This window comes from Pseudorhodoferax sp. (assembly GCF_047601025.1).
In the GTDB taxonomy this organism is placed as follows: Bacteria; Pseudomonadota; Gammaproteobacteria; order Burkholderiales; family Burkholderiaceae_C; genus Pseudorhodoferax.
The window spans coordinates 5,076,624-5,095,536 of record NZ_JASGJZ010000001.1; the positions used below are offsets into that span (position 1 = coordinate 5,076,624).

At 71.5% G+C, this 18,913-nt stretch carries 19 protein-coding genes and 1 tRNA gene; 14 read left to right on the forward strand and 6 right to left on the reverse strand.

Annotated elements, in window-relative coordinates; translation table 11 throughout:
• Nucleotides 1-42 precede the first annotated feature (42 nt).
• Nucleotides 43-2,031: an acyltransferase family protein gene (locus tag QM782_RS23410; RefSeq protein ID WP_415205264.1), complete on the forward strand. Its 1,989-nt coding sequence runs from the start codon at nucleotides 43-45 to the stop codon at nucleotides 2,029-2,031.
• Between the two features lie 600 nt (nucleotides 2,032-2,631).
• Entirely contained in the window at nucleotides 2,632-3,084 is a 453-nt protein-coding gene (locus QM782_RS23415) for a nuclear transport factor 2 family protein (protein ID WP_415205265.1), read from the forward strand.
• 245 nt (nucleotides 3,085-3,329) lie between these two features.
• On the opposite strand, the gene QM782_RS23420 is transcribed toward QM782_RS23415, so the two are convergent.
• Nucleotides 3,330-4,793: a glycosyltransferase family 39 protein gene (locus tag QM782_RS23420; RefSeq protein WP_415205266.1), complete on the reverse strand. Its 1,464-nt coding sequence runs from the start codon at nucleotides 4,791-4,793 to the stop codon at nucleotides 3,330-3,332.
• A gap of 134 nt (nucleotides 4,794-4,927) precedes the next feature.
• On the opposite strand from QM782_RS23420, the gene QM782_RS23425 reads away from it, so the two are divergent.
• Nucleotides 4,928-5,911, forward strand: coding sequence for a glycosyltransferase family 2 protein (locus QM782_RS23425; RefSeq protein ID WP_415205267.1), 984 nt, complete (start codon nucleotides 4,928-4,930; stop codon nucleotides 5,909-5,911).
• A 37-nt stretch (nucleotides 5,912-5,948) separates the two neighbouring features.
• Complete coding sequence (locus tag QM782_RS23430; protein ID WP_415205268.1) at nucleotides 5,949-6,857, forward strand: lysylphosphatidylglycerol synthase transmembrane domain-containing protein; 909 nt, start codon at nucleotides 5,949-5,951, stop codon at nucleotides 6,855-6,857.
• Between the two features lie 48 nt (nucleotides 6,858-6,905).
• On the opposite strand, the gene QM782_RS23435 is transcribed toward QM782_RS23430, so the two are convergent.
• Nucleotides 6,906-6,982, reverse strand: a tRNA-Pro gene (locus tag QM782_RS23435).
• Between the two features lie 59 nt (nucleotides 6,983-7,041).
• On the opposite strand from QM782_RS23435, the gene QM782_RS23440 reads away from it, so the two are divergent.
• The 4 genes from QM782_RS23440 to QM782_RS23455 all read left to right on the forward strand — a co-directional run bounded on the left by QM782_RS23440 (nucleotide 7,042) and on the right by QM782_RS23455 (nucleotide 9,401).
• Nucleotides 7,042-7,437: a DUF488 domain-containing protein gene (locus QM782_RS23440; protein ID WP_415205269.1), complete on the forward strand. Its 396-nt coding sequence runs from the start codon at nucleotides 7,042-7,044 to the stop codon at nucleotides 7,435-7,437.
• Nucleotides 7,434-8,594, forward strand: coding sequence for an HPP family protein (locus QM782_RS23445; protein WP_415205270.1), 1,161 nt, complete (start codon nucleotides 7,434-7,436; stop codon nucleotides 8,592-8,594). Before QM782_RS23440 ends, QM782_RS23445 begins: the two co-directional genes overlap by 4 nt.
• Nucleotides 8,595-8,617: 23 nt before the next feature.
• A complete protein-coding gene (locus tag QM782_RS23450) occupies nucleotides 8,618-9,076 on the forward strand; it encodes a flavodoxin domain-containing protein (RefSeq protein WP_415205271.1) in 459 nt (152 codons plus the stop codon).
• A 79-nt stretch (nucleotides 9,077-9,155) separates the two neighbouring features.
• Nucleotides 9,156-9,401 carry a hypothetical protein gene (locus tag QM782_RS23455; RefSeq protein ID WP_415205272.1) on the forward strand — a complete coding sequence of 82 codons (246 nt, stop codon included), beginning with the start codon at nucleotides 9,156-9,158 and terminating at the stop codon, nucleotides 9,399-9,401.
• Between the two features lie 250 nt (nucleotides 9,402-9,651).
• On the opposite strand, the gene QM782_RS23460 is transcribed toward QM782_RS23455, so the two are convergent.
• Complete coding sequence (locus QM782_RS23460) at nucleotides 9,652-10,482, reverse strand: alpha/beta fold hydrolase (RefSeq protein WP_415205273.1); 831 nt, start codon at nucleotides 10,480-10,482, stop codon at nucleotides 9,652-9,654.
• Between the two features lie 147 nt (nucleotides 10,483-10,629).
• Between QM782_RS23460 and QM782_RS23465 the strand changes: the two genes are divergently transcribed.
• Nucleotides 10,630-11,457: an IclR family transcriptional regulator gene (locus tag QM782_RS23465; RefSeq protein ID WP_415205274.1), complete on the forward strand. Its 828-nt coding sequence runs from the start codon at nucleotides 10,630-10,632 to the stop codon at nucleotides 11,455-11,457.
• On the forward strand, nucleotides 11,454-12,236 hold the full coding sequence (locus QM782_RS23470) for an IclR family transcriptional regulator (RefSeq protein ID WP_415205275.1): 783 nt from the start codon (nucleotides 11,454-11,456) through the stop codon (nucleotides 12,234-12,236). Before QM782_RS23465 ends, QM782_RS23470 begins: the two co-directional genes overlap by 4 nt.
• 244 nt (nucleotides 12,237-12,480) lie before the next feature.
• Here QM782_RS23470 and QM782_RS23475 read toward each other — a convergent pair whose 3' ends face one another.
• The 3 genes from QM782_RS23475 to QM782_RS23485 form a co-directional block, all read right to left on the reverse strand.
• Nucleotides 12,481-13,092, reverse strand: coding sequence for a DUF2889 domain-containing protein (locus tag QM782_RS23475; protein ID WP_415205276.1), 612 nt, complete (start codon nucleotides 13,090-13,092; stop codon nucleotides 12,481-12,483).
• A gap of 107 nt (nucleotides 13,093-13,199) precedes the next feature.
• Nucleotides 13,200-14,012, reverse strand: coding sequence for an enoyl-CoA hydratase/isomerase family protein (locus tag QM782_RS23480; protein ID WP_415205277.1), 813 nt, complete (start codon nucleotides 14,010-14,012; stop codon nucleotides 13,200-13,202).
• An 18-nt stretch (nucleotides 14,013-14,030) separates the two neighbouring features.
• Entirely contained in the window at nucleotides 14,031-14,159 is a 129-nt protein-coding gene (locus QM782_RS23485; RefSeq protein WP_415205278.1) for a hypothetical protein, read from the reverse strand.
• A 138-nt stretch (nucleotides 14,160-14,297) separates the two neighbouring features.
• On the opposite strand from QM782_RS23485, the gene QM782_RS23490 reads away from it, so the two are divergent.
• The 4 genes from QM782_RS23490 to QM782_RS23505 all read left to right on the forward strand — a co-directional run bounded on the left by QM782_RS23490 (nucleotide 14,298) and on the right by QM782_RS23505 (nucleotide 18,844).
• Nucleotides 14,298-15,233 carry a LysR family transcriptional regulator gene (locus tag QM782_RS23490; RefSeq protein ID WP_415205279.1) on the forward strand — a complete coding sequence of 312 codons (936 nt, stop codon included), beginning with the start codon at nucleotides 14,298-14,300 and terminating at the stop codon, nucleotides 15,231-15,233.
• Nucleotides 15,234-15,360: 127 nt separating this feature from the next.
• The gene (locus QM782_RS23495; RefSeq protein WP_415205280.1) at nucleotides 15,361-16,323 is read left to right on the forward strand and encodes a Bug family tripartite tricarboxylate transporter substrate binding protein; all 963 of its coding nucleotides are present in this window, start codon (nucleotides 15,361-15,363) and stop codon (nucleotides 16,321-16,323) included.
• Between the two features lie 33 nt (nucleotides 16,324-16,356).
• The gene (locus QM782_RS23500; protein ID WP_415205281.1) at nucleotides 16,357-17,319 is read left to right on the forward strand and encodes a Bug family tripartite tricarboxylate transporter substrate binding protein; all 963 of its coding nucleotides are present in this window, start codon (nucleotides 16,357-16,359) and stop codon (nucleotides 17,317-17,319) included.
• Between the two features lie 94 nt (nucleotides 17,320-17,413).
• Nucleotides 17,414-18,844 (forward strand): MmgE/PrpD family protein, encoded by a 1,431-nt coding sequence (locus QM782_RS23505; protein WP_415205282.1) that lies wholly within the window; start codon nucleotides 17,414-17,416, stop codon nucleotides 18,842-18,844.
• The last annotated feature ends 69 nt before the right edge of the window (nucleotides 18,845-18,913 follow it).

Consider the following 18,913-nt stretch of genomic DNA (forward strand, 5'->3'; position numbering starts at 1 on the left):
CTACACTTCCTCTCCCTTCTGCTCCCCTTGCCTGCCAACGCCATGCCGCCATCCCCCGGGTCCAGTTTCCGCGCCGACATCAACGGCCTGAGGGCGTGGGCCGTCATCGGCGTGGTGCTGTACCACTTCCAGGTGCCCGGGTTCGCGGGCGGGTTCGCCGGCGTCGACGTGTTCTTCGTGCTCTCCGGCTTCCTGATGACGGGCATCGCGCTGCGCGGCCTGGAGAGCGCGCGCTTCGCGCTGGCGGACTTCTATGCCGCCCGTGCACGGCGCATCCTGCCCGCGCTGATGGCCCTGTGCGCCGTGCTGCTGGCGGCGGGGTGGTTCGTGCTGCTGCCACAGGACTACCGCACGCTGGCCACGCACGTGATCGCCAGCGTGACCTTCCTGTCCAACTTCAAGTACTGGGGAGAAGCCGGCTACTTCGACACGGCATCGCACGAGAAATGGCTGCTGCACACCTGGTCGCTGGCCGTCGAATGGCAGTTCTATCTGCTGCTTCCGCTGGCGATGGTGGTGATCTGGCGGCTTTGGCCGGGACGCCGCGCGCAGTGGACTGCGCTGCTGCTGGTCTTCGTGGCCTCCCTGGGCCTGTCGGTCTGGGACACGCAGGCCGCACCCTCGCGCGCGTTCTACCTGCTGCATGCGCGCGCCTGGGAACTGGTCGGCGGCGGGCTGTGCGTTTTCCTGCGGACGCCGGACAGCGCCGCCTGGCGCAAGCGGCTCGAAACGCTGGGCATGGCGATGATCCTCGGGTCCCTGCTGGGCTTCGACGTGACGACGCCCTGGCCCGGCTGGCGCGCCCTGCTGCCGGTCGCCGGGACCATGCTGGTGCTGACGGCCCAGCGCCGCTCGGCCTGGACGGGCCATGCGCTCGCGCAGTGGCTCGGCACCCGCTCGTATTCGCTCTACTTGTGGCACTGGCCGGTCGTCGTCGCGCTGTTCTACTGGGACCTGCTGTCCACCCCCTGGGCGGTCCTCCTCGGGCTCGGGATCGTGCTGGCGCTGGCCGATGCCTCCTACCGCTGGATCGAGACGCCGGGCCGCGACATCCGGATGGGCAGGCGCCCGTCCAAGTCGCTGCTCGCCTTCGCCGCCGGCTCCGCGGTCGCCTGCGCCGCAGCGGTCCTGGTCCGGCAGGCGGATGGCGTCCCGGACCGCTTTCCGCCGCAATTGCGCGCCGTCGCGGCGGAATCGGACAATGCCAATCCGCGGCGCACCGAATGCCATCCCGCGCGCGGCGTCGTGTCGCCCTCCTGCGTCTACGGCGGCCCGCGCTGGAGGGCCATCGTCCTCGGCGACAGCCACGGCGATGCGCTCATGACCGCGGCAGCACAGGCGCTGCCGACGCCGCACGACGGCGTCGTCCAATGGACATACAGCGGCTGCGCCTTCATCCCTGGGCTGGAGACGGACACCGCGCCCACAGCCGCCATGCCGCAGGGCTACCACTGCGATGCGTTCAAGGCCTGGGCCCTGGCGCAGCTGGAGCAGGTCCCGCCGTCCGTGCCGGTGATCCTGGTGAACCGCTATGCCGAACTGGACGGCGAGGACGCCGCGCACGCCAGCCCCAGCCTGTTGTCGCTGCTGCGCGGTCCGCAGGCACAGCAGCAGCGCCAGGCGGCCATCGGCCGCCAGATCGTCGACGCCGCCTGCACCGTGGCCGAACACCGGCGCGTCTACCTGCTCCGGCCGATTCCCGAATACTCCACCGACGTGCCGCGCACGCTGGCGCGGCGCATGGCCTGGGGTGTCGCGCATGGGGAGGTCGCCATCCCGCTGGAACAGTACCGCGAGGACTACGCCTGGGTGAACGCCGCCATCGACACGGCGCAGGCGCAATGCGGTGTCGTTCCGCTGGACCCGACCCGCTACCTGTGCGACGAGCACTTCTGCTACGGCAGCATCGACGACCGCCCGCTGTACCACGATGACGACCATCTCAGCGAGTACGGCAACAAGCGCCTCGTGCCGATGTTCAGGGAGATCTTCGAGCAGATGTCCCGCTCGCTGTTGAACGGCGAGCAGTGACGGCTCCTGGACGGACAGGCCGCGCGGCCTTCAAGGTGGCGCCGGTTCGGTGTCGGCGCGGCGGGCACCCAGGGCTTTGAGCAGGCTGCGCACTGGCTGTCGCCGAGCAGCTTGCGCACGCGAGCGGCAGCGTCGCTGAGCACACTCGCCTCCAGCGCAGGACCGCCTGGCCACCGCTCCAGCGCTCGACGCTGCGGCGACAGCAGCCGACCGCCGAGCTGTTGAGCTCTCGATGGGGCGGGTCGTGCGCAACCCGCGTACGCCCACGTTGCCTTCAGGCGGAGACGGCGACACCAGCGACACCGGCTCGCCCCACGGCACCACGCGCTCCGTCCCACCCAGAAACCCGCGCCGCCGCTTGCGCTCGCCCGCCATCCCAGGACGCATCACCTGGGAAAACACCTAGCGCCCATCTCCATCCAAAACATCTAACATAATGATTCATGACTCGTAAGTCATTTTCGACACGCCGCCTACCTGAGCTCATCGATGGCGAGTCGCCGGCCCCAAGGGAGACGCCATGAAGAGTGCCCCCGCAAGCGGGCTGTGAAGGATGGCGGCCTCGGAACCGAATACTGGAAGCACGACAAGGAGACAGAAATGATGAAGAAATGGTTGAGCGCCGCTTTCGTGGTTTGGGCGCTCGCGGGTTGCCATAGCGCGCCAACGGTGGCATCTGAGTCGGATGTCGCTGCCGTCACCGACGCCGTGGAGCAATTCCGGCGGGCCAATATTCAGCCGACCCAGGCTGGGCTGTCGAATCTCCTCGTGGATGAACTGAGCTACGGCCACTCGGGAGCCAAGGTCGACACGAAAGCCAGCTTGATAAGCGACCTCATCAGCGGATCGGTGAAATTCACCTCCCTGACGTTTTCCGACCAGACGATCAAGATCGTGCGCGACGCGGCGATCGTTCGGCACCGGATGGCGGCGGACGCTCTGGTCGACGGCAAGCCCATCAAGGTGAATCTCCTGGCGCTGCAGGTCTGGCAAAAGCGGGGCACGCAGTGGAAGCTTTTGGCGCGCCAAGCTGTCGCCGTTCCACAGCCATAGCCGGCCACCGGCTACCTCATGCGCCGATGCTCCACGGCGACTCGAGCTTTCCCTCGAATTCAGCATCTCGGTTGTCCATAGCGCTGTGCGCCACCCGCGGCGCATGAAGCCGGGCTGCAAGCGGCAGTTCGAAAGCCCGCGGAGCAGGCCATGCCAACGGACGACGCTGGTCCGGCTTTGCCGGACCGCAGGCGGCACCCTTCGAGGGGGGTCGGCGAAGCGCGCAGACTGGGAAGCGTTGCGTGTCAGGGATGCAACTCGTAACGGTAGCGCGCAGGCGCGGCCGTGCGGGTCGCGTAGCGGTAGGGCAATGCGACATCGTGCGCCGGCGCCGACAAGCCCTCCAACTGCTCGACCACGACCAGCGGGCGCGCCGACGGCAGCCCCGTGCGGGCGTCGCCCACTTCGATGCGCGCCTTCGGGAACTGCAGCCGCAGCGCGCCGGCCAGCGTGCGGTCCGACGCCAAGATGGTGCCGGCGCCCGCATAGCCGCGCGCCCGCAACGCCTGCGCCAGTTCGCGCACGGGCTGGTTCAGCTCGTCGGGCCGCTCGCGCAGCGCATGCCAGGGCACGCGCGCCGTCAGCAGTACCAGCACCGCCACGGCCAGCACCGCCAGCCAGCGGCGCAGCCGCGCCAGGCCGGGGTGCCGCGCCAGTTCGGGCGCGCAGCTGAAGAAGGCCAGCGGCAGCAGGAACAGGAACGGCATCATCCAGCGGTCCTTGAAGCGCGTGACCCCGCCGAACACCACCAGGGCCAGGCACAGCAGGCCCAGCGCCAGGAAGTAGCGCCGCCACAGCGCCTGCACGTTCCAGCCTGCGCCGTCGGCCGCGGCCGGCCGCCACCAGCGCGACCAGGCCCGCACCGCACCGCGGCCGAACAGCAGCGCCATCACCAGGGCCCAGGGCCCGCCGAACGCCAGCAGGGCCAGCACCAGCGTCCAGACGCCGCGCCACAGCCCTTCCAGGCGACCCATCGGCACGGCCCCGGCGAGCTTGTCGGCCGTGCTGCCGGTGGCCAGCGACCAATGCTGCAGCAGCCACCAGGCGTGCGGCAGCACCAGCAGGCCCGCCACCGCCGCAGCGGCGAACGCCCAGCGGTCGAGCAGCACGGCGCGCGTGTCGCGCCCGGCCAGCAGGGCCAGCAGCAGTACGGCCAGGAAGGCCGCATAGCTGTACTTGGACATCGCGCCCAGCCCCACGAGCACGCCCGCCAGCAGGTACAGCGCGGGCCGCGGCCGGCGCAGCAGCGCCAGCACCACCGCCAGCGTGGCCGCCGACGAGGTGGTCAGCAGCACCGAATGCGTGAGATCGCGCGACGCCTCCCAGCCGATCTGCGGCAGCAGCAGCATGCTGGCGGCGGCCATGGCCGCCAGCGCGCCCGGCATCAGCATGCGGCCGGCCAGCCACACGCTGACATAGGCCGATGCCAGCAGCGCGTTCTTCAGCAGCGCCAGCGAGAACACCGACACGCCGAGCACCTGGAACACGCCCCATTGCAGCCAGGTGTACAGCGGCGGCTGGGCGCCATAGCCCCATTGCAGCTGCTGCGTCCACAGGGCCTGCTCGGCCTCGTCGAGTTCCAGCGCCGGCGAGACCAGCGTGCGGCCCAGCACATGGGCCGCGAAGTACGCCAGCAGCCAGCACCAGTCGGGCACGGCCGGCGCGGCGGCGAGCGGGGGGCGCGCGAGCGCGGGCGGATGGGCGGACATGGAAGGCTCGGTCACGGATCGCGCGCGACGGTGGCACCGAATTCTTAAGATTTTCTGAAGAGGCCGCACCGCCGACGGCGATGGCCCGTCCGGGCGCGGCGGCGCTCCAGAATGCGGCGCCCGCCATGTCCGCCATGCTGCAACCTGACCCCACGCGCCTGCCCCCACCGCCCGCACCGCCGCCGGAGGTGTCTATCGTCGTGCCCATGTTCAACGAGGCCGAGAGCCTGCCAGACCTGGTCGAGCGCGTGGCGCAGGCCATGTTGGCCAGCGGGCGCAGCTTCGAGCTGATCGCCGTGGACGACGGCTCGCGCGATGGCTCACCGGCGCTGCTGCGCGCGCTGGCGCAGCAGCGGCCGTGGCTGCGCCCGGTCTGCCTGGCGCGCAACTACGGCCAGTCCTGCGCGCTGCAGGCCGGCTTCGATCGCGTGCGCGGCCGCTACGTGGTGACGCTGGACGCCGACCTGCAGAACGACCCGCTGGACATCCCCGCGCTGCTGGACCGGCTGGACGCCGAACCCGAGCTGGACGCGCTGTCCGGCTGGCGCCAGCAGCGCCAGGACAAGGCGCTGTCGCGCCGCCTGCCCTCCATGCTGGCCAACCGGCTGATCTCGCACACCACCGGGCTCAGGCTGCACGACTACGGCTGCGCGCTCAAGGCCTACCGCCGGCCCATCGTCGACCGCATCCGGCTGTACGGCGAGCTGCACCGCTTTCTGCCGCTGCTGGCGCACGACGCGGGCGCGCGCATCGCCGAGGTGCCGGTGCGCCACCATGCGCGCGCCAAGGGCCGGTCCAAGTACGGCATCGACCGCACCTTCCGCGTGGTGCTCGACCTGGTGCTGGTGCTGTTCTTCTTGCGCTACCGGCAGCGGCCGCTGCATGCCTTCGGCGGCCTGGGGCTGTGGCTGGCCGCGCCAGGCGCCGCCATCCTGGCCTACCTGTTCGCGCTCAAGCTGACGGGCGAGGCCGTCGGCGGGCGGCCGCTGCTGATGGCCGGCGTGATGCTGGTGCTGGTCGGCCTGCAGCTGGTGGTGGCGGGGCTGATCGGCGAGGTCATGATGCGCATCTACTACGAGCGCGGCAGCGGCCACCAGTACCACCTGCGGGAACCATGACCCGCCCCGCCCGGCCGCTGCGCGACACCATGCCCCCATGACCTGGCTGCGCATCGCCCTGGCACCGCTGCTGCTGCTGGCGGTGCTGTGGTTCGCCGACCTGGAGGACGTGCTGCGCCAGCTGCACCGGGCACAGCCCGGCTGGCTGGCGGCGGCGCTGGCCTGCTCCGTCCTGTCCAACGTCGCCTCGGCCTGGCGCTGGCGCTCGCTGGTGCGCTGGCTCGGCCACGGCCTGGCGCTGGCGCGCGCGCTGCGCCTGTACTTCCAGGCCATGGCGCTGGGCGTGCTGCTGCCCGGCGCCGTGGTCGGCGGCGACGTGTTCCGCGCCGTGGCGCTGCGCCGCGGCGGCATGGACACGCTGGCCGCCGGCCTGTCGGTGCTGCTGGACCGGCTCAGCGGCCTGTGGATGCTGTGGGTGCTGGCCGCGGGCGCGGCCGCCTGGGCCTGGCATGGCGGCGCGCAGGCCGCCGCCGCGCGCTGGGGCCTGCCGCCGTTCGGCGCGGCCGTGCCAGGCGCGGTGGCCATCCTGCTGCTGGCGGCGCCGGCGGCCCTGCTGGCGGGAGCGCGGCAGCTGCCGCGCCGGGGCCGCCTCGCCGCCCTGGCGCAGCGGCCCGGCGCCGGCGCCGAATTCATGCGGCAGCTGCTGCAGTCAACGCTGGTGCAGGCGCTGTCGGTCGGCGCGCTGGCCTGCGCGGGCCGGGCACTGGGCGTGGACCTGGCGTTCTGGGCCTATGCCATCGCCGCCGCCCCGACCTTCCTGATGGCGGCGCTGCCGGTGAGCTTCGGCGGCTGGGGCACGCGCGAGGCGGCGGCGGCGCTGAGCCTGTCGCCCTTCGGCGTGGCCGCGCCGGCCGCGGTGGCGGTGTCGCTGCTGTACGGGCTGATGGCCTTGCCGCAGGCACTGGCAGGGCTGGGGCTGCTGGCCTGGCGGCGCGACGAGGGTTGAGCCGCCGGGAAGGTGCCGCGCGCCGCGGGCGGCCGGCGGATCCGAAGATGGTCGGAGCGAAAGGATTCGAACCTTCGACCCTCTGGTCCCAAACCAGATGCGCTACCAGACTGCGCTACGCTCCGAAGCGCGGCATTCTAACCATGCACCATCGCCCACGCCGCGCCAGCAGGAGACCCGTCCCATGAGCATCCGCATCGTCCGCCTCGGCTCCCCGCGCGCGCCCGGCGAGGGGCTGCGCATCGGCACCGTGCGCCGGCCGCCGCGCGGCGTGCCCAAGTCCGAGTACGCCCGGCAGGACTGGTACGACTGCTGGTACCCCACGCTCGCGCCCAGCACCGAGGCCATGGACCTGGCCCACCATGCCCAGGCCTCGGGCCGCGCCGCCGACTGGGCGGCGTTCCGCCGCCAGTACCTGCGCGAGATGAAGGCGCCGCAGGCCCGCCACGCCCTGGCGCTGCTGGCCGCGCTGTCGCATGGCACCGACCTGTCGGTCGGCTGCTACTGCGAGGACGAGGCGCGCTGCCACCGCTCGCTGCTGCGCGAACTGCTGGCCGCGCACGGCGCCACGCTGGCATGACGGACGGCTCGAGCGCCGGCCTGCGCACGCGCCTGGAGGCCCACGTCCGCCGCTTCGCCCGGGCCGGCCTGGGCGCGGGCAGCCGCGTCAGCCGGCGCGAGATCGCCCGCGCCGCGCTGGGCAGCGCGGTCGGCATCGTCGTCGCGGCACTGATGGCGCACCTGCTGGCGCCGGGCCTGCCGGCGGCCGGCCTGGTCGCGCCGATGGGCGCGACGGCCGTGCTGGTGTTCGCGGTGCCGGCCAGCCCGCTGGCGCAGCCGTGGCCGGCGCTGGCGGGCAACACCGTGTCGGCGCTGGTCGGCGCGCTGTGCCTGCGCCTGGTCGGCGACCCCGCGCTGGCCGCGCCGCTGGCCGTGGGGCTGGCGATCGCCTGCATGTTCGCGCTGCGCTGCCTGCACCCGCCCGGCGGCGCATCGGCGCTGCTGGCCGTGCTGACGGGCGCCCAGCCGGGCTTCGCCTTCTCGCCGGTGCTGCTGGACACGCTGGTCATCGTGCTCGCGGGCATCGCTTACAACCGCCTGACCGGCCGCGCCTACCCGCAGGCCGTGCCCCTGCACCCGGCCCGGCCGGAGCCGCAGGCGCCGGCGCGCTTCACCGCGGCCGACCTGGACGCCGCGCTGGCCCACTACGACCAGGTGCTGGACATCAGCCGCCACGACCTGGAGCAACTGCTGCAGTTCGCCGAGGCGGCCGCCTACGAGCGCAAGTTCGGCGAGCTGCGCTGCCGCGACATCATGTCCGCGCCGCCGCTGACCGTGCCGTTCGGCTGCCCGCTGGCCGAGGCCTGGCAGCTGATGCGCGAGCGCCGGATCAAGGCATTGCCGGTGGTCGACAAGTCACAGCACATCGTCGGCATCGTGACCGTGGCCGACTTCATGAAGCAGGCCGACTTCCCGACCGTCGAGGGCCTGGGCAAGCGGCTGCGCCGGCTGCTGCGCGTCACCGGCCGCGGCAAGCGGCCCGAGACCGTGGGCGAGATCATGACGCGCGAGGTGCGCATCGCCAGCGCCGACCGCTTCATCAGCGAGCTGCTGCCGCTGTTCTCCGACGCCGGCCACCACCACATCCCGGTGCTGGACGGGGAGCGCCGCGTGGTCGGCGTGATCACGCAGTCCGACCTGATCCGCGCGCTGCACCGCACGGTGCGCGCGGGCTGATCCGGCGGCGCTATGCTCGCCCGATGCAACTGAAGATCCTCGTCGGCACCGAGACCGGCACCGCCATGCTGGTGGCCCAGGCCATCGCGCTGGACTGCGGCGACCTCGTGCCCGGCATCGACGTCGTGCCGATGGACGGGCTGGACATCGGCGTGTTCACGCAAGACGCGCTGTTCCTGGTCTGCACCTCCACCACCGGCGCCGGCGACGTACCCGGCAACGCGCAGGCGCTGTACGCCTCGCTGCTGGGCGAGCCGCGCTACCTGGGCGGCGTGCGCTACGGCCTGATCGCGCTGGGCGACGCCGCCGCCCACGCCGCCACCTTCGCCGAAGGCGGCCTGAAATTCGACGCCGCGCTGCAGGACCTGGGCGCGCGCCGCATCGGCGAGGTGCTGACGCTGGACGCCAGCAGCGACGAGGAGCCCGAGGCCACCGCGATCGCCTGGTGCCGCGGCTGGCTGGCGCAGGCACTGGCGGGCTGACAGCACATTGGCTTCGCGGGCAGCGCCGCCAGAAGGCCGAGGGCCGCGTCGCCGACTACGCGCCGCTGGACGCGCGGGCATGGACGCGTGCGACGCCACGCAGAACGGCCAGCAGATGGGCGACCCGGCCAAGGACATGCAGATGGTCATCGACATGGTGGACAGCGACACCGCGCCGGTGCGCCTGATGCTGGACGAGGACGCCTGCCAGCTGTCGGAAGGCGCCGTCGCCTCCTTGCGCAAGCGCGACCTGGCCCAATGGCGCGCCCGCGGCGAGGACACGCTGATCCCCGGCGCCGTGAAGAACACGGCCCAGGCGCTTTGAGAAGTGCAGAGCCCCGGGCGCTATCCGATGGGGCCCGGCGCCTCGCCGGAAGACGGCTGGCGTTCCGGCGGACGGTCGTCGCCTCCCGAGCGGCCGCGGATCCAGCGGCAGGCGCCGCCGCGCTCGCCACCAGCCGCTACCGGTCGCGCAGCCGGCAGGCCCGCCCGCGGATCCTCGCCACCGAGCAGGCTCCGCGGAGCTCGCTCACCGTCGCCACCGCACCATCCATGCGATGCCCGATGGCCCGCCGCTAGGCCTCCCGGCGGATGAAGCCGATCGCGACCTGCCCGAAGGCGTCGTTGTCATCGCCCGTGAGCATGTGGCCCGCCCCGGCCACATCGATGTGGCTGGCATGCGGACACAGCGCCATGAATTCGCGCACGGCCTCGGGCGTGACCACGTCGGAATGCGCGCCGCGCACCAGCAGCGTGGGCACCGCGACCTGCCGCGCACACTGCGCCAGGCGCAAGCGGCGCGCCGCCATGTCCTCGCCCCGGCCATCGAGAAAGCGCGGGTCCCAATGCCAGTACAGGCGGCCGTCGCCGGCCTGCCGCAGATTCTTCGCCAGCCCGGCAAGATCGCCCTGGGGCCGCCGGCCACCGCGGTAGTCGCCGATGGCCGCGGCCGCCTCCTCCAGCGAGGCGAAGCCCTGCGCATGGCGCGTCATGAAGGCTCGCACGCGCTCGAAGCCATCGACCGCGGTCGTATGGGCCACGTCCGCCAGGATCAGCGCGGCCGCATCCACCACGCCGCCGCCCACCGCCGCCAGGCTGGTGATGCCGCCCATCGAGGCGCCGATCAGCACCGGGCGCGCACCGCCCAGGGCGCGCACCACGCAGGCCAGGTCCTCGGACATTGCGGCCTCGCCATAGTCGCCGTCGTCCACCCAGTCCGAATCGCCATGGCCCCGCGCGTCGAAGGCCACCGCGTGGAAGCCCGCCTGCGCCAGGCTGCGAGCCGTGCGCCGCCAGGAATGCCGCGTCTGCCCACCGCCATGCAGCAGCACGACGGGCGGCGCCGACGGATCGCCCCAGCTGTCCCCGCACAGGCGATTGCCATGGCGACCCGACCAGATGTGCATGGGACGCGGCGTACCCGGCAGAATCTGCCGCCCAAACGCGCTGGGAATATCTGAGCAGGTAGCCATCAATAGAAACCCTAATCGACTGCGACAACCGTTGGTATTCTAATGAATGTTAGTTTGAAATACCAATTCAGGAGACTCGCCATGCTGCATCCGCATTCGCTCCGTCCGGATGCCGACGCCGTATCCGCCGAAGGTGCGCGCCGGCCCATCGTCACGCCGTTCGCCCGCGCGCTGTCGGTGCTGGCGGCGTTCACGCCCGCGGACCGCTGGCTCGGCAACGGCGAACTGGCGCATCGCACCGGCCTGCCCGCCTCCACCGTCACGCGCATGGCACGCACGCTGGTGGCGCTGGGCTACCTGCGCACGAGTGCCGACACGCGCCAGTTCTGCCTCACGCCGGCCACGCTGACGCTCGGCTACCGGGCGGCGGCCGACACCGCGATCCACCGCGCGGCCGGCGAGCAGATGCACCAGTTCGCCGAGCGCCACCAGGTGCATGTGAACCTGAGCTCGCGCGACCGGCTGGACCTCGTGGTCATCGACGCCCGCCGCACCAGCGCGCTGCCGGCGGCGCTGCAGCTGGGCGTCGGCACCCGGCTGAGCCTGGCCTCCACGGCCGCCGGCTGGGCACTGCTGGCCAGCCTGCCCGACACCGAGCGCGACTACCTGCTGCGCAGCGCCGAACGCCATCCACCGTGCGAGTGGAACCGTGAGCCGCGCATGCTGCGCCGCCGCTCCAGCGAAGCCATCGGCCAGGTGCGCGAAGGCGGCTTCTGCGTGGCGCTGGGCGAAACCGGCCAGCCGATGACCATGGTCGCGGCGCCGATCCACCTGCCGGGCCGCGCGCCGCTGGCCGTCAGCTGCATGGGCCCGGCCACGCTGACCGGCCGCACCCGCAGCGTGCGCGAACTGGGGCCGGCGCTGGTGCGCATGGCCCAGGAAATCCAGTGCACACAAGATCGGCCATGAGCACGGCCGGCGGTTCCACGCTGATGACGGTGGAACGCGGGCTGGAGGTGCTGCGCGCCTTCCGCGCCGACCGCACGCCGCTGTCCAACGCCGAGCTGGTGCGCCGCACCGGCCTGCCCAAGGCCACCGTCTCGCGCCTGACCAGCACGCTGATACAGGTCGGCTTCCTGCGCCAGGTCCCAGGCCGGCGCGAATTCGAGCTGTCGGCCGGCGCCCTGGGCATCGGCCAGGCGTATCTGTCGACCAACCAGATGCTGCAGGCCGCCGAGCCGCTGATGCAGGCGCTGGCGGACACGCTGGACGTCTCCGTCGCGCTGGCCATCCCGGACGGGCTGAACATGCTCTACGTCGCCTACCGCGTCAGCCGCCAGGTGGCCACGCTGCGCCTGGGCGTGGGCTCGACCCTGCCGATGGCGACCACGGCGATCGGCCGGGCCTATCTGTGGGGATTGCCGGCCGACACGCAGCACGACCTGCTGGACCAGCACCTGCAGCGGGCCGGCGAACACGCCGAGGCGCTGGAGCGGTCCATCCGCGCATCGTTCGCAGAGCTGTCCGCCACCGGCACCTGCATGGTGCGCAGCGGCTACCAGCGCGGCACGTACGGCGTGGCGCTGCCGATCCGCGCGGGCCGGCAGGGCGGATTGATGAGCCTGAGCTGCGGCAAGGCGGACGTGGACATGGACCTCGAAGCTGAGCGCGCGCGCATCGCACCGGCGCTCAAGCAGACGGCGGCACAGCTGCAGACACAGCTGGCCGGGCACGACAGCCTGCTGTAGGGCCCCTCACCCGCCTCGCCTTCGCCGGCCGCACCACGCGGCAACGGGGCGCCGCGCCAGCGGCCTGCGCGGCCTCCAATTCAGCCACGGAGAAGCCCCGGTCGCCCCGCACCTCGCGCATGTGCCGCGCCAGGCGCACGGGCAGGCGCTGGATCACGCCCGGCGGGCAGCGGAAGCGCGGCCCCGGTGGCCCCCTCGTTCCACGACCCGGAGATCCATCAGCGGCCCTGCCTCTTCTTTCCGCTCATGCGTCTTCCTGGCCGTCGCGCGCCACGGGCGGCCGGTGAAAGTCGGGCCACTGCACCGCCACCAGCTCGCGCGCGGCGCCATAGGCGTAGCAGCTGTCGATCTTGCGCGGGCGGCCGCTCGCGTCGTGGTCTTCCACGTGGCCCTTGCGAACCGAATACACCGTCTGGAAGGCCGCGCTCGCCAGCGGGATCATCATTTCCTTCAGGTGCGTGCAGGTGTCGCCGGAGGGCAGGCGCTTGCGCAGCTCCGAGGTCCAGCCGGGGCCGATGCGCAAGCCCACCAGCGACTGCAGGACCTCGCCCCCGCCCGGACATTCGCGGTAGGGATAGGCGCGGATGGCGGTACCCATCTCGCGGATCACCATGTCCTCGCCGAACACCACGCGCAGGCCGTGGTCGTGGATGGTGTCCCCGGCCACGACATACCGGCCGCCGCTCGGCGGCGCGAAGTCGTGCGTCTTGCGGTCGGTCAGCCGGGCCTCGACCTCCAGCAGCCCGTCGCTGCGCCGGTAGCCCCGGAAGTCGATGCGCCGCCAGTGCAGCTCCTCGCGCGTGATCTCGCCGCCGGGCGCGGCATCTTCCCGGGCATCGCCTGCAGGGTGTTCCATCATCGTGTTGCTTTCCAAGTGGGTTGTCCGAACCGTCGCGTCGCAGGCTCTGGAGCCGATTTTCCCGCCCGGCCGAGCCTGCCCCGGGCCCTGCGGATCAAGCCCCCTCAGCGGCCCTGGAACCGGGGCTCCCTGCGGGCCTCGAACGCCGCGATGCCCTCGGCCGGATCGGGGCCGCGCATGGCGTCGACCACGGTCTCGCGCTCGTGGCGCAGTCCGGTGGCCAGGTCGTGCTGCAGCGCCAGCCGGGCCAGGCGCTTCATGGCGGCCAGCCCAGGGCGGCTGCGCGCAGCCAGCCGTTCGCAATAGCGCATGGCCTCGTCGTGCAAGGCCTCGGGCGCCGCCACATAGCTGACGATGCCCCACTGCTGCGCCGTCGCGGCGTCGATCCAGCGGCCGGAATACATCAGGTCCAGGCTGCGGCTGAGCCCGACCAGGCGCGGCAGGCGCTGCGATGCGCCCCAGGCGGGCACCAGGCCGTACTGCACGTGCTGGTCGCCGAAGCGGGCATCGCTGGAAGCGAACACCACGTCGCCGCACAGCGCGATCTCCAGGCCGCCCGCCAGGACCAGGCCATGGCAGGCCACGACCACCGGCAGCGGACAGTCCTCCAGCCGCTGCAAGGTACCGTTGACGAAGCGCAGGAAATCGTCCAGCAGCGCGGAGTCCTGCATCATGGCCCGGGCTTCCTCCAGGTCGCCGCCGGTGCAGAAGTGCTTGCCCTGGGCGCGCACGAGGATGGCGCGCACGCCGGAGCCGGGCTGCTCGAAGTCGTCGACGGCGGCGCGCATGGCCTCGAATGCCGTGCGGCTCATGGCATTGAACTTGTCGGGGCGCGACAGCTCGAGCACGCCCACGGCGCCGTGGCGGTGCACCGTCACGTGGCCGGCTGCGGTCGTTGGCGGGATGGTGGGCGGCATGGCGCGGGACTCGGTTGTTCAGTGGATCGTCGGGCCGCCAGCCAGGCTGACCGTGGCGCCGATCGGCCACCTTGCCTTGTGCAGGGTGACGTTGGTCGATGCCTTGCCCATGCCGCGCCGCTCCCGTTCGTCGGGCTGCCGCCGCATCGGGCGGCAGCCATGAATCAAGCGACCAGCATAGGTGGAGCCGGGCACCGATCCAAGTGGGAATTTCCGAAGCGGCGCTTCAGCCTGAGGAAACCCAGCATGGGATGGCGCGCCCAACGGCGCTATGCTCCCCGCGCCATGACTTTCAACCGCCTGCACCTGATCCGCCAGGTGGATCTGTTCACGCTGCGCCTGTACCTCTCGGCCGTGGAGGAGCAGCAGATCGGACGCGCCGCGCTGCGCGAGAACATCGCCGCCTCCACCGCGACCAAGCGCATCCAGGATTTCGAGGAGATCGCAGGCATCCAGCTGCTCGAACGCACCCCCAAGGGCGTGGTGGCCACGGCGGCGGGCGAGGTGGTCGCGCGCTACGTCCGCAAGCTGTTCGCGGACCTGGACACCATGCGCGCGGAGATCGCCGCCTTCAGCGACGGGCTGCGGGGCGAAGTGGTCGTCGCCTCGGCGCGCTCGATCTTCGTGCCCTTCCTGGCGCGGGAACTGGGCAACTTTGCGCGCGACTTCCCGCAGGTCGAGCTGGTGGTGCGCGAACTGGAGAACGCCGGCATCGTGCAGGCGGTCGCCCAAGGCGATGCCGACATCGGCGTGTTCGCCGTGGCGCCGGACCTCGATCTCGGCGGCGTCCACGTCGCGCCCTACCGCACGGACCTGCTGGTGGCCGTCGTGCCCCAATCGCACCCGCTGTCCGCGCGCACGAGCGTGTGCTTCAAGGAACTGCTGTCCGAGGACCTGATCGTGGTCCACGCGATGGAGGCCGCATTCTCCAACCGGGCGCGCAAGCTGGGCCTCGAGTACAAGCCCAAGTACAGCGTGCGCAGCACGGGCGCGGCGATGAGCCTGGCCCAGGCCCGGCTGGGCGTGACGGTGCAGCCAGAATGCGAGGTCAGCCTGGCGCAGTTCGACGGCGTGGTGGCCGTCCACATCACCGATGCCCCGGCCCGCCGCGTCGTCCAGATCGCGACGCCGCGTGCACGCAGCCTGGGCCCGGCTCCCCGAGCGCTGCTGGTGCAGCTGGCGAACCAGCCACAGGACGAGGCCGCCGACAAAGCGCCGTAGCACGGCGCCCCCGACACCTGCGCACCGCTTCGACCGCGGCGAATCGCGGCTTCGGAATTCTCCAGTTGGAAAACTCTTGTGCCTGCAAGACCATGCGGGCACAAGCAACCGTCCAGGAGACAAGAGCATGCGCACCCATTCCACGGCCGTGGCGGCGGCCGTCTTCGTCCTGTGCGGCCTGACGCCCCTGTTCGCAGCAGCACAGACCTTCAAGGCTCCGATCAAGATCATCGTGCCCTACGCGGCGGGAGGCGGCACCGACGTGCTCGCCCGGCTGCTCGCCCAGGGCCTGGCGCAGGAACTGGGACAACCCGCCTTCGTCGAGAACAAGGCCGGCGCCAGCGGGCAGATCGGCACCCAGTTCGTGCAGACCGCGGCGCCGAACGGCGCCACGCTGCTGTTCACGGTCGATCACTCGATGATCACCGTGCCGCTGACGATGCCCAGCGCCAAATACGATGCCGAAAAGGACTTCACCGCACTGGGCCAGGCGGCGCGCTCGGTGTGGACGTTGAGCATCCCTGCCCGCGCCAGCTACCAGGACTTCGCCGGCTACGCCGCGGCGGTCAAGCAGGAGGAGCCGGCGCGTTCGTATGGCGTGCCTTTCGTCGACGGCGCGCCCACCGTCATCGGCGAGGCGCTGGCCCGCCACTGGGGCGTGCGGATGGTGCCCGTGCCCTACAACAGCTCGAGCCAGGTCATCCAGAACGTGATGGCGGGCCAGATCGCCGCCGGCATCACGGGCATGCCCGAAGCCATGGCGGTGCACCGCTCCGGCAAGGCGCACGTGATCGCCGTCTCCGGCACCCAGCGCTCGCAGATGCTGCCCGACGTGCCAACGTTCAAGGAACTGGGCGTCGAGGGAGTGGAGTTCCACACCTTCCTGGGTTTCTTCGCCCCGAAGGACCTGCCCAAGGAGATGGCGCAGGAGTTCAACACCGCGCTGCGCAAGGTGCTGGCCGATCCGGCCGTGCTCGAAAAGCTGAACAACATGTCGCTGCAGCCCGCACCGACCACATTGGAAGAAGCCCGCGACGAAGTGGCCTCCACGGAACGCTTCTGGAAGAAGGCCTTGGGCTCCAAGCGCTGAGACCGGACTTCGAACACGACCCAGGAAACATCCATGCTTTCTCGCCGTACCCTTCTCGCCAGCTTGCCTGCCGCCAGCGCGTTGCTGGCCAGGCCCTCATGGGCCCAGTCGGCCTGGCCGGAACGGCCTGTCCGCTTCATCGTTCCGGTCGCGGCCGGCGCAGGCACGGATCTGGTCGCCCGCCAAGTCTCCATGGCACTGGGCAAGCTCTGGAACAACGCGAGCATCGTCGAGAACAAGCCCGGTGCCGGGGGCGCCGTGGGCACGGACTACGTCGCCAAGTCGGCTCCCGACGGCTACACGCTGCTGTGCACTTTCTCGGCCCACTACACCACGCCGCTGATCGACAAGACGCCCTACGACCCGGTGGCCGACTTCGAGCCCATCGCGCGCCTGGCCAGTTCGCCGCTGTTCATGGTCACCGCGCCGGACTCGCCCTTCAAGAGCGTGGCCGACGTGGTCGCCGCCTCCAAGCGCAAACCGCGCTCGGTCACCTACGCCTCGGCGGGGCAAGGCACGCCGTCGCACATGGGCGGCGCGCTGCTGGACGCCATCGCCGGCATCGAAATGGTGCACGCCCCCTATAAAAACGGATCGCAGGCCATGGTCGAAACCGGCAACGGCCAGGTCGACGTGGCCTTCTCGGGCGCCGCGGCCCTGCCGCTGGTCAAAGGCGGCCGGCTGCGCCTGCTGGCCATCACCTCGGCCAAGCGCTCGATGCACCTGCCCGACGCGCCCACCATGAACGAGTCGGCCGGCATCCAGGGCTACGACCTGGTCTCGCCGATCTGGACCATGGGACCACGCGGCACGCCGGCCGCCATCGGCAACAAGCTGTCGGAGGCGCTGGCCTCCATCACGCAGTCACCGGAGTTCAAGGCCTTCTGCGCCGCCCAGTATCTGGAGGTGGACTTCCAGAACGCGGCGCAGGCCAAGGCACGCGCCGCGGACGAGGCGGCCCACTGGCGGCGCCTGGTGCAACTCACCAAGAGCTGATCCGGAAAAGATCGCTGCCAGCAGCGCGCGCATGCACGCGCGCCGGCAATTTCCCACCAGCACGGCTGGTCAACGAACGCAACGGACAACGACCATGAGCACGCTTTCCAAGCTTGGGGGTGCCGTCATCCAGGACGCCACCAGCGCCCCGATGACTGCCGAACTGGCGGACTACATCGCCCAGGTGGCCAATGCGCCGCGCACCGCCGCCGACACCGAGGCGGTGCGCACGCTGCTGCTGGACAACTGCATCGTCTCGCTGTGGGGTGCCTCGCGCCCCTGGACGCGCGAACTCGCGCAGTGGACGAAGCGCTTCGCCGGCACCGGCGCCAGCCCGGTGCTGGCCGGCGCCTGGACCGCCGAGCCCTCGGTCGCGGCCCTGGTGCACGGCACGGCCGCGCACAGCTTCGAGCTGGACGACACGCACGACGAAACCCTGAGCCACCCGGGCTCGGCCATCATCCCCGCCACGCTCGCCCTGGCCGCCGACATGGATGCCCCGCAGGCCGATCTGGTGCGCGCGCTGACCGCCGGCTACGAGGCCATGGCCTTGCTGGGCGCCTCGGCGGGCGGCATGGAAACCGTGCACCGGGGTTTCCATCCGACATCGGTGTTCGGCTCCTTCGGCGCCGCGACGGCATGCATCTGCCTGCACGCCTACCGCAGCGGCGAAGCCGTCACGGCCGACATGCTGGTCTCGGCCTGGGGCCATGCCCTCTCGCAAGCCTGCGGCGCCATGCAGTTTTCCGACGAGGCCGGCGGCGGCGAGGTCAAGCGCGTGCATGCCGGCTTCGGTGCGCGCAACGGCGTGCTGGCCGCCGAGTTCGCGCGCATGCCGTCGGTCACGTCGCCGCGGCGCTCGGTGGAAGGCACGTACGGGCTCGCCGCGCTGTTCGGCGGGCCGCTGCGCCACGTCGAGCCCGCGGAGAAGCTGCAGATCCACAACATCAGCTTCAAGCCCTATTCATGCTGCAGGCTGTTCCATTCGACCATCGACGCGCTGCGCGAGGTCACGCAGGACTTCAGCACGCCGACGGACAGCATCGCGTCCATCACCGTCAGCGGCCCGCAGCTCATCGCCGACCAGCACATGCTGCAGGACCCGAAGGGCAGCATGGCGGCGCAATACGCCTGTCCCTACATCGTGGGGGCCACGCTGGCCTACGGCCCGCAGCGCTACGACGCCTACGGCAACGAGTTCCTGGAGGACCCCGCGATCCGCAGCGTGGCGCGCAAGGTGCGGTTCGAGCTGAGCGAGGAGCTGGCGCGCAAGTACTACCCCAACCATTTCGCCACCGGCGTACGCCTGCGCCTGACGGACGGCAGCGAGCGCTACGCGATGGTGGTGGACAGCCGGGGCACGCCGCGCAAGCCGCTGACCAAGGAGCAGGTCCTGGCCAAGGGCGATGGATTGGCCGGAGGCACGGGCGCGCAGATCGGCGCGCGGCTGCAGGCGTGCATCTGGGACGACGCCCAGGGCGCCAGAGCGCTGGCCAGCAGCCTGGCGCAAGCCGCGCACCCCTGAGTTCCCGGCCGCCAGAGCGGTCGCTGCCAGCGCCTTCAGCGAAGGCGCTGCGGCCCCGGACCATCCAAC

Excerpts from the sequence above, each read along its gene's own strand:
- QM782_RS23410 (WP_415205264.1), top strand. The coding sequence starts at position 43 with ATGCCGCCATCCCCCGGGTCCAGTTTCCGCGCCGACATCAACGGCCTG.
- QM782_RS23415 (WP_415205265.1), top strand. The coding sequence starts at position 2,632 with ATGATGAAGAAATGGTTGAGCGCCGCTTTCGTGGTTTGGGCGCTCGCG.
- QM782_RS23420 (WP_415205266.1), bottom strand. The coding sequence starts at position 4,793 with ATGTCCGCCCATCCGCCCGCGCTCGCGCGCCCCCCGCTCGCCGCCGCG.
- QM782_RS23425 (WP_415205267.1), top strand. The coding sequence starts at position 4,928 with ATGCTGCAACCTGACCCCACGCGCCTGCCCCCACCGCCCGCACCGCCG.
- QM782_RS23430 (WP_415205268.1), top strand. The coding sequence starts at position 5,949 with ATGACCTGGCTGCGCATCGCCCTGGCACCGCTGCTGCTGCTGGCGGTG.
- QM782_RS23440 (WP_415205269.1), top strand. The coding sequence starts at position 7,042 with ATGAGCATCCGCATCGTCCGCCTCGGCTCCCCGCGCGCGCCCGGCGAG.
- QM782_RS23445 (WP_415205270.1), top strand. The coding sequence starts at position 7,434 with ATGACGGACGGCTCGAGCGCCGGCCTGCGCACGCGCCTGGAGGCCCAC.
- QM782_RS23450 (WP_415205271.1), top strand. The coding sequence starts at position 8,618 with ATGCAACTGAAGATCCTCGTCGGCACCGAGACCGGCACCGCCATGCTG.
- QM782_RS23455 (WP_415205272.1), top strand. The coding sequence starts at position 9,156 with ATGGACGCGTGCGACGCCACGCAGAACGGCCAGCAGATGGGCGACCCG.
- QM782_RS23460 (WP_415205273.1), bottom strand. The coding sequence starts at position 10,482 with ATGCACATCTGGTCGGGTCGCCATGGCAATCGCCTGTGCGGGGACAGC.
- QM782_RS23465 (WP_415205274.1), top strand. The coding sequence starts at position 10,630 with ATGCTGCATCCGCATTCGCTCCGTCCGGATGCCGACGCCGTATCCGCC.
- QM782_RS23470 (WP_415205275.1), top strand. The coding sequence starts at position 11,454 with ATGAGCACGGCCGGCGGTTCCACGCTGATGACGGTGGAACGCGGGCTG.
- QM782_RS23475 (WP_415205276.1), bottom strand. The coding sequence starts at position 13,092 with ATGGAACACCCTGCAGGCGATGCCCGGGAAGATGCCGCGCCCGGCGGC.
- QM782_RS23480 (WP_415205277.1), bottom strand. The coding sequence starts at position 14,012 with ATGCCGCCCACCATCCCGCCAACGACCGCAGCCGGCCACGTGACGGTG.
- QM782_RS23485 (WP_415205278.1), bottom strand. The coding sequence starts at position 14,159 with ATGCGGCGGCAGCCCGACGAACGGGAGCGGCGCGGCATGGGCAAGGCA.
- QM782_RS23490 (WP_415205279.1), top strand. The coding sequence starts at position 14,298 with ATGACTTTCAACCGCCTGCACCTGATCCGCCAGGTGGATCTGTTCACG.
- QM782_RS23495 (WP_415205280.1), top strand. The coding sequence starts at position 15,361 with ATGCGCACCCATTCCACGGCCGTGGCGGCGGCCGTCTTCGTCCTGTGC.
- QM782_RS23500 (WP_415205281.1), top strand. The coding sequence starts at position 16,357 with ATGCTTTCTCGCCGTACCCTTCTCGCCAGCTTGCCTGCCGCCAGCGCG.
- QM782_RS23505 (WP_415205282.1), top strand. The coding sequence starts at position 17,414 with ATGAGCACGCTTTCCAAGCTTGGGGGTGCCGTCATCCAGGACGCCACC.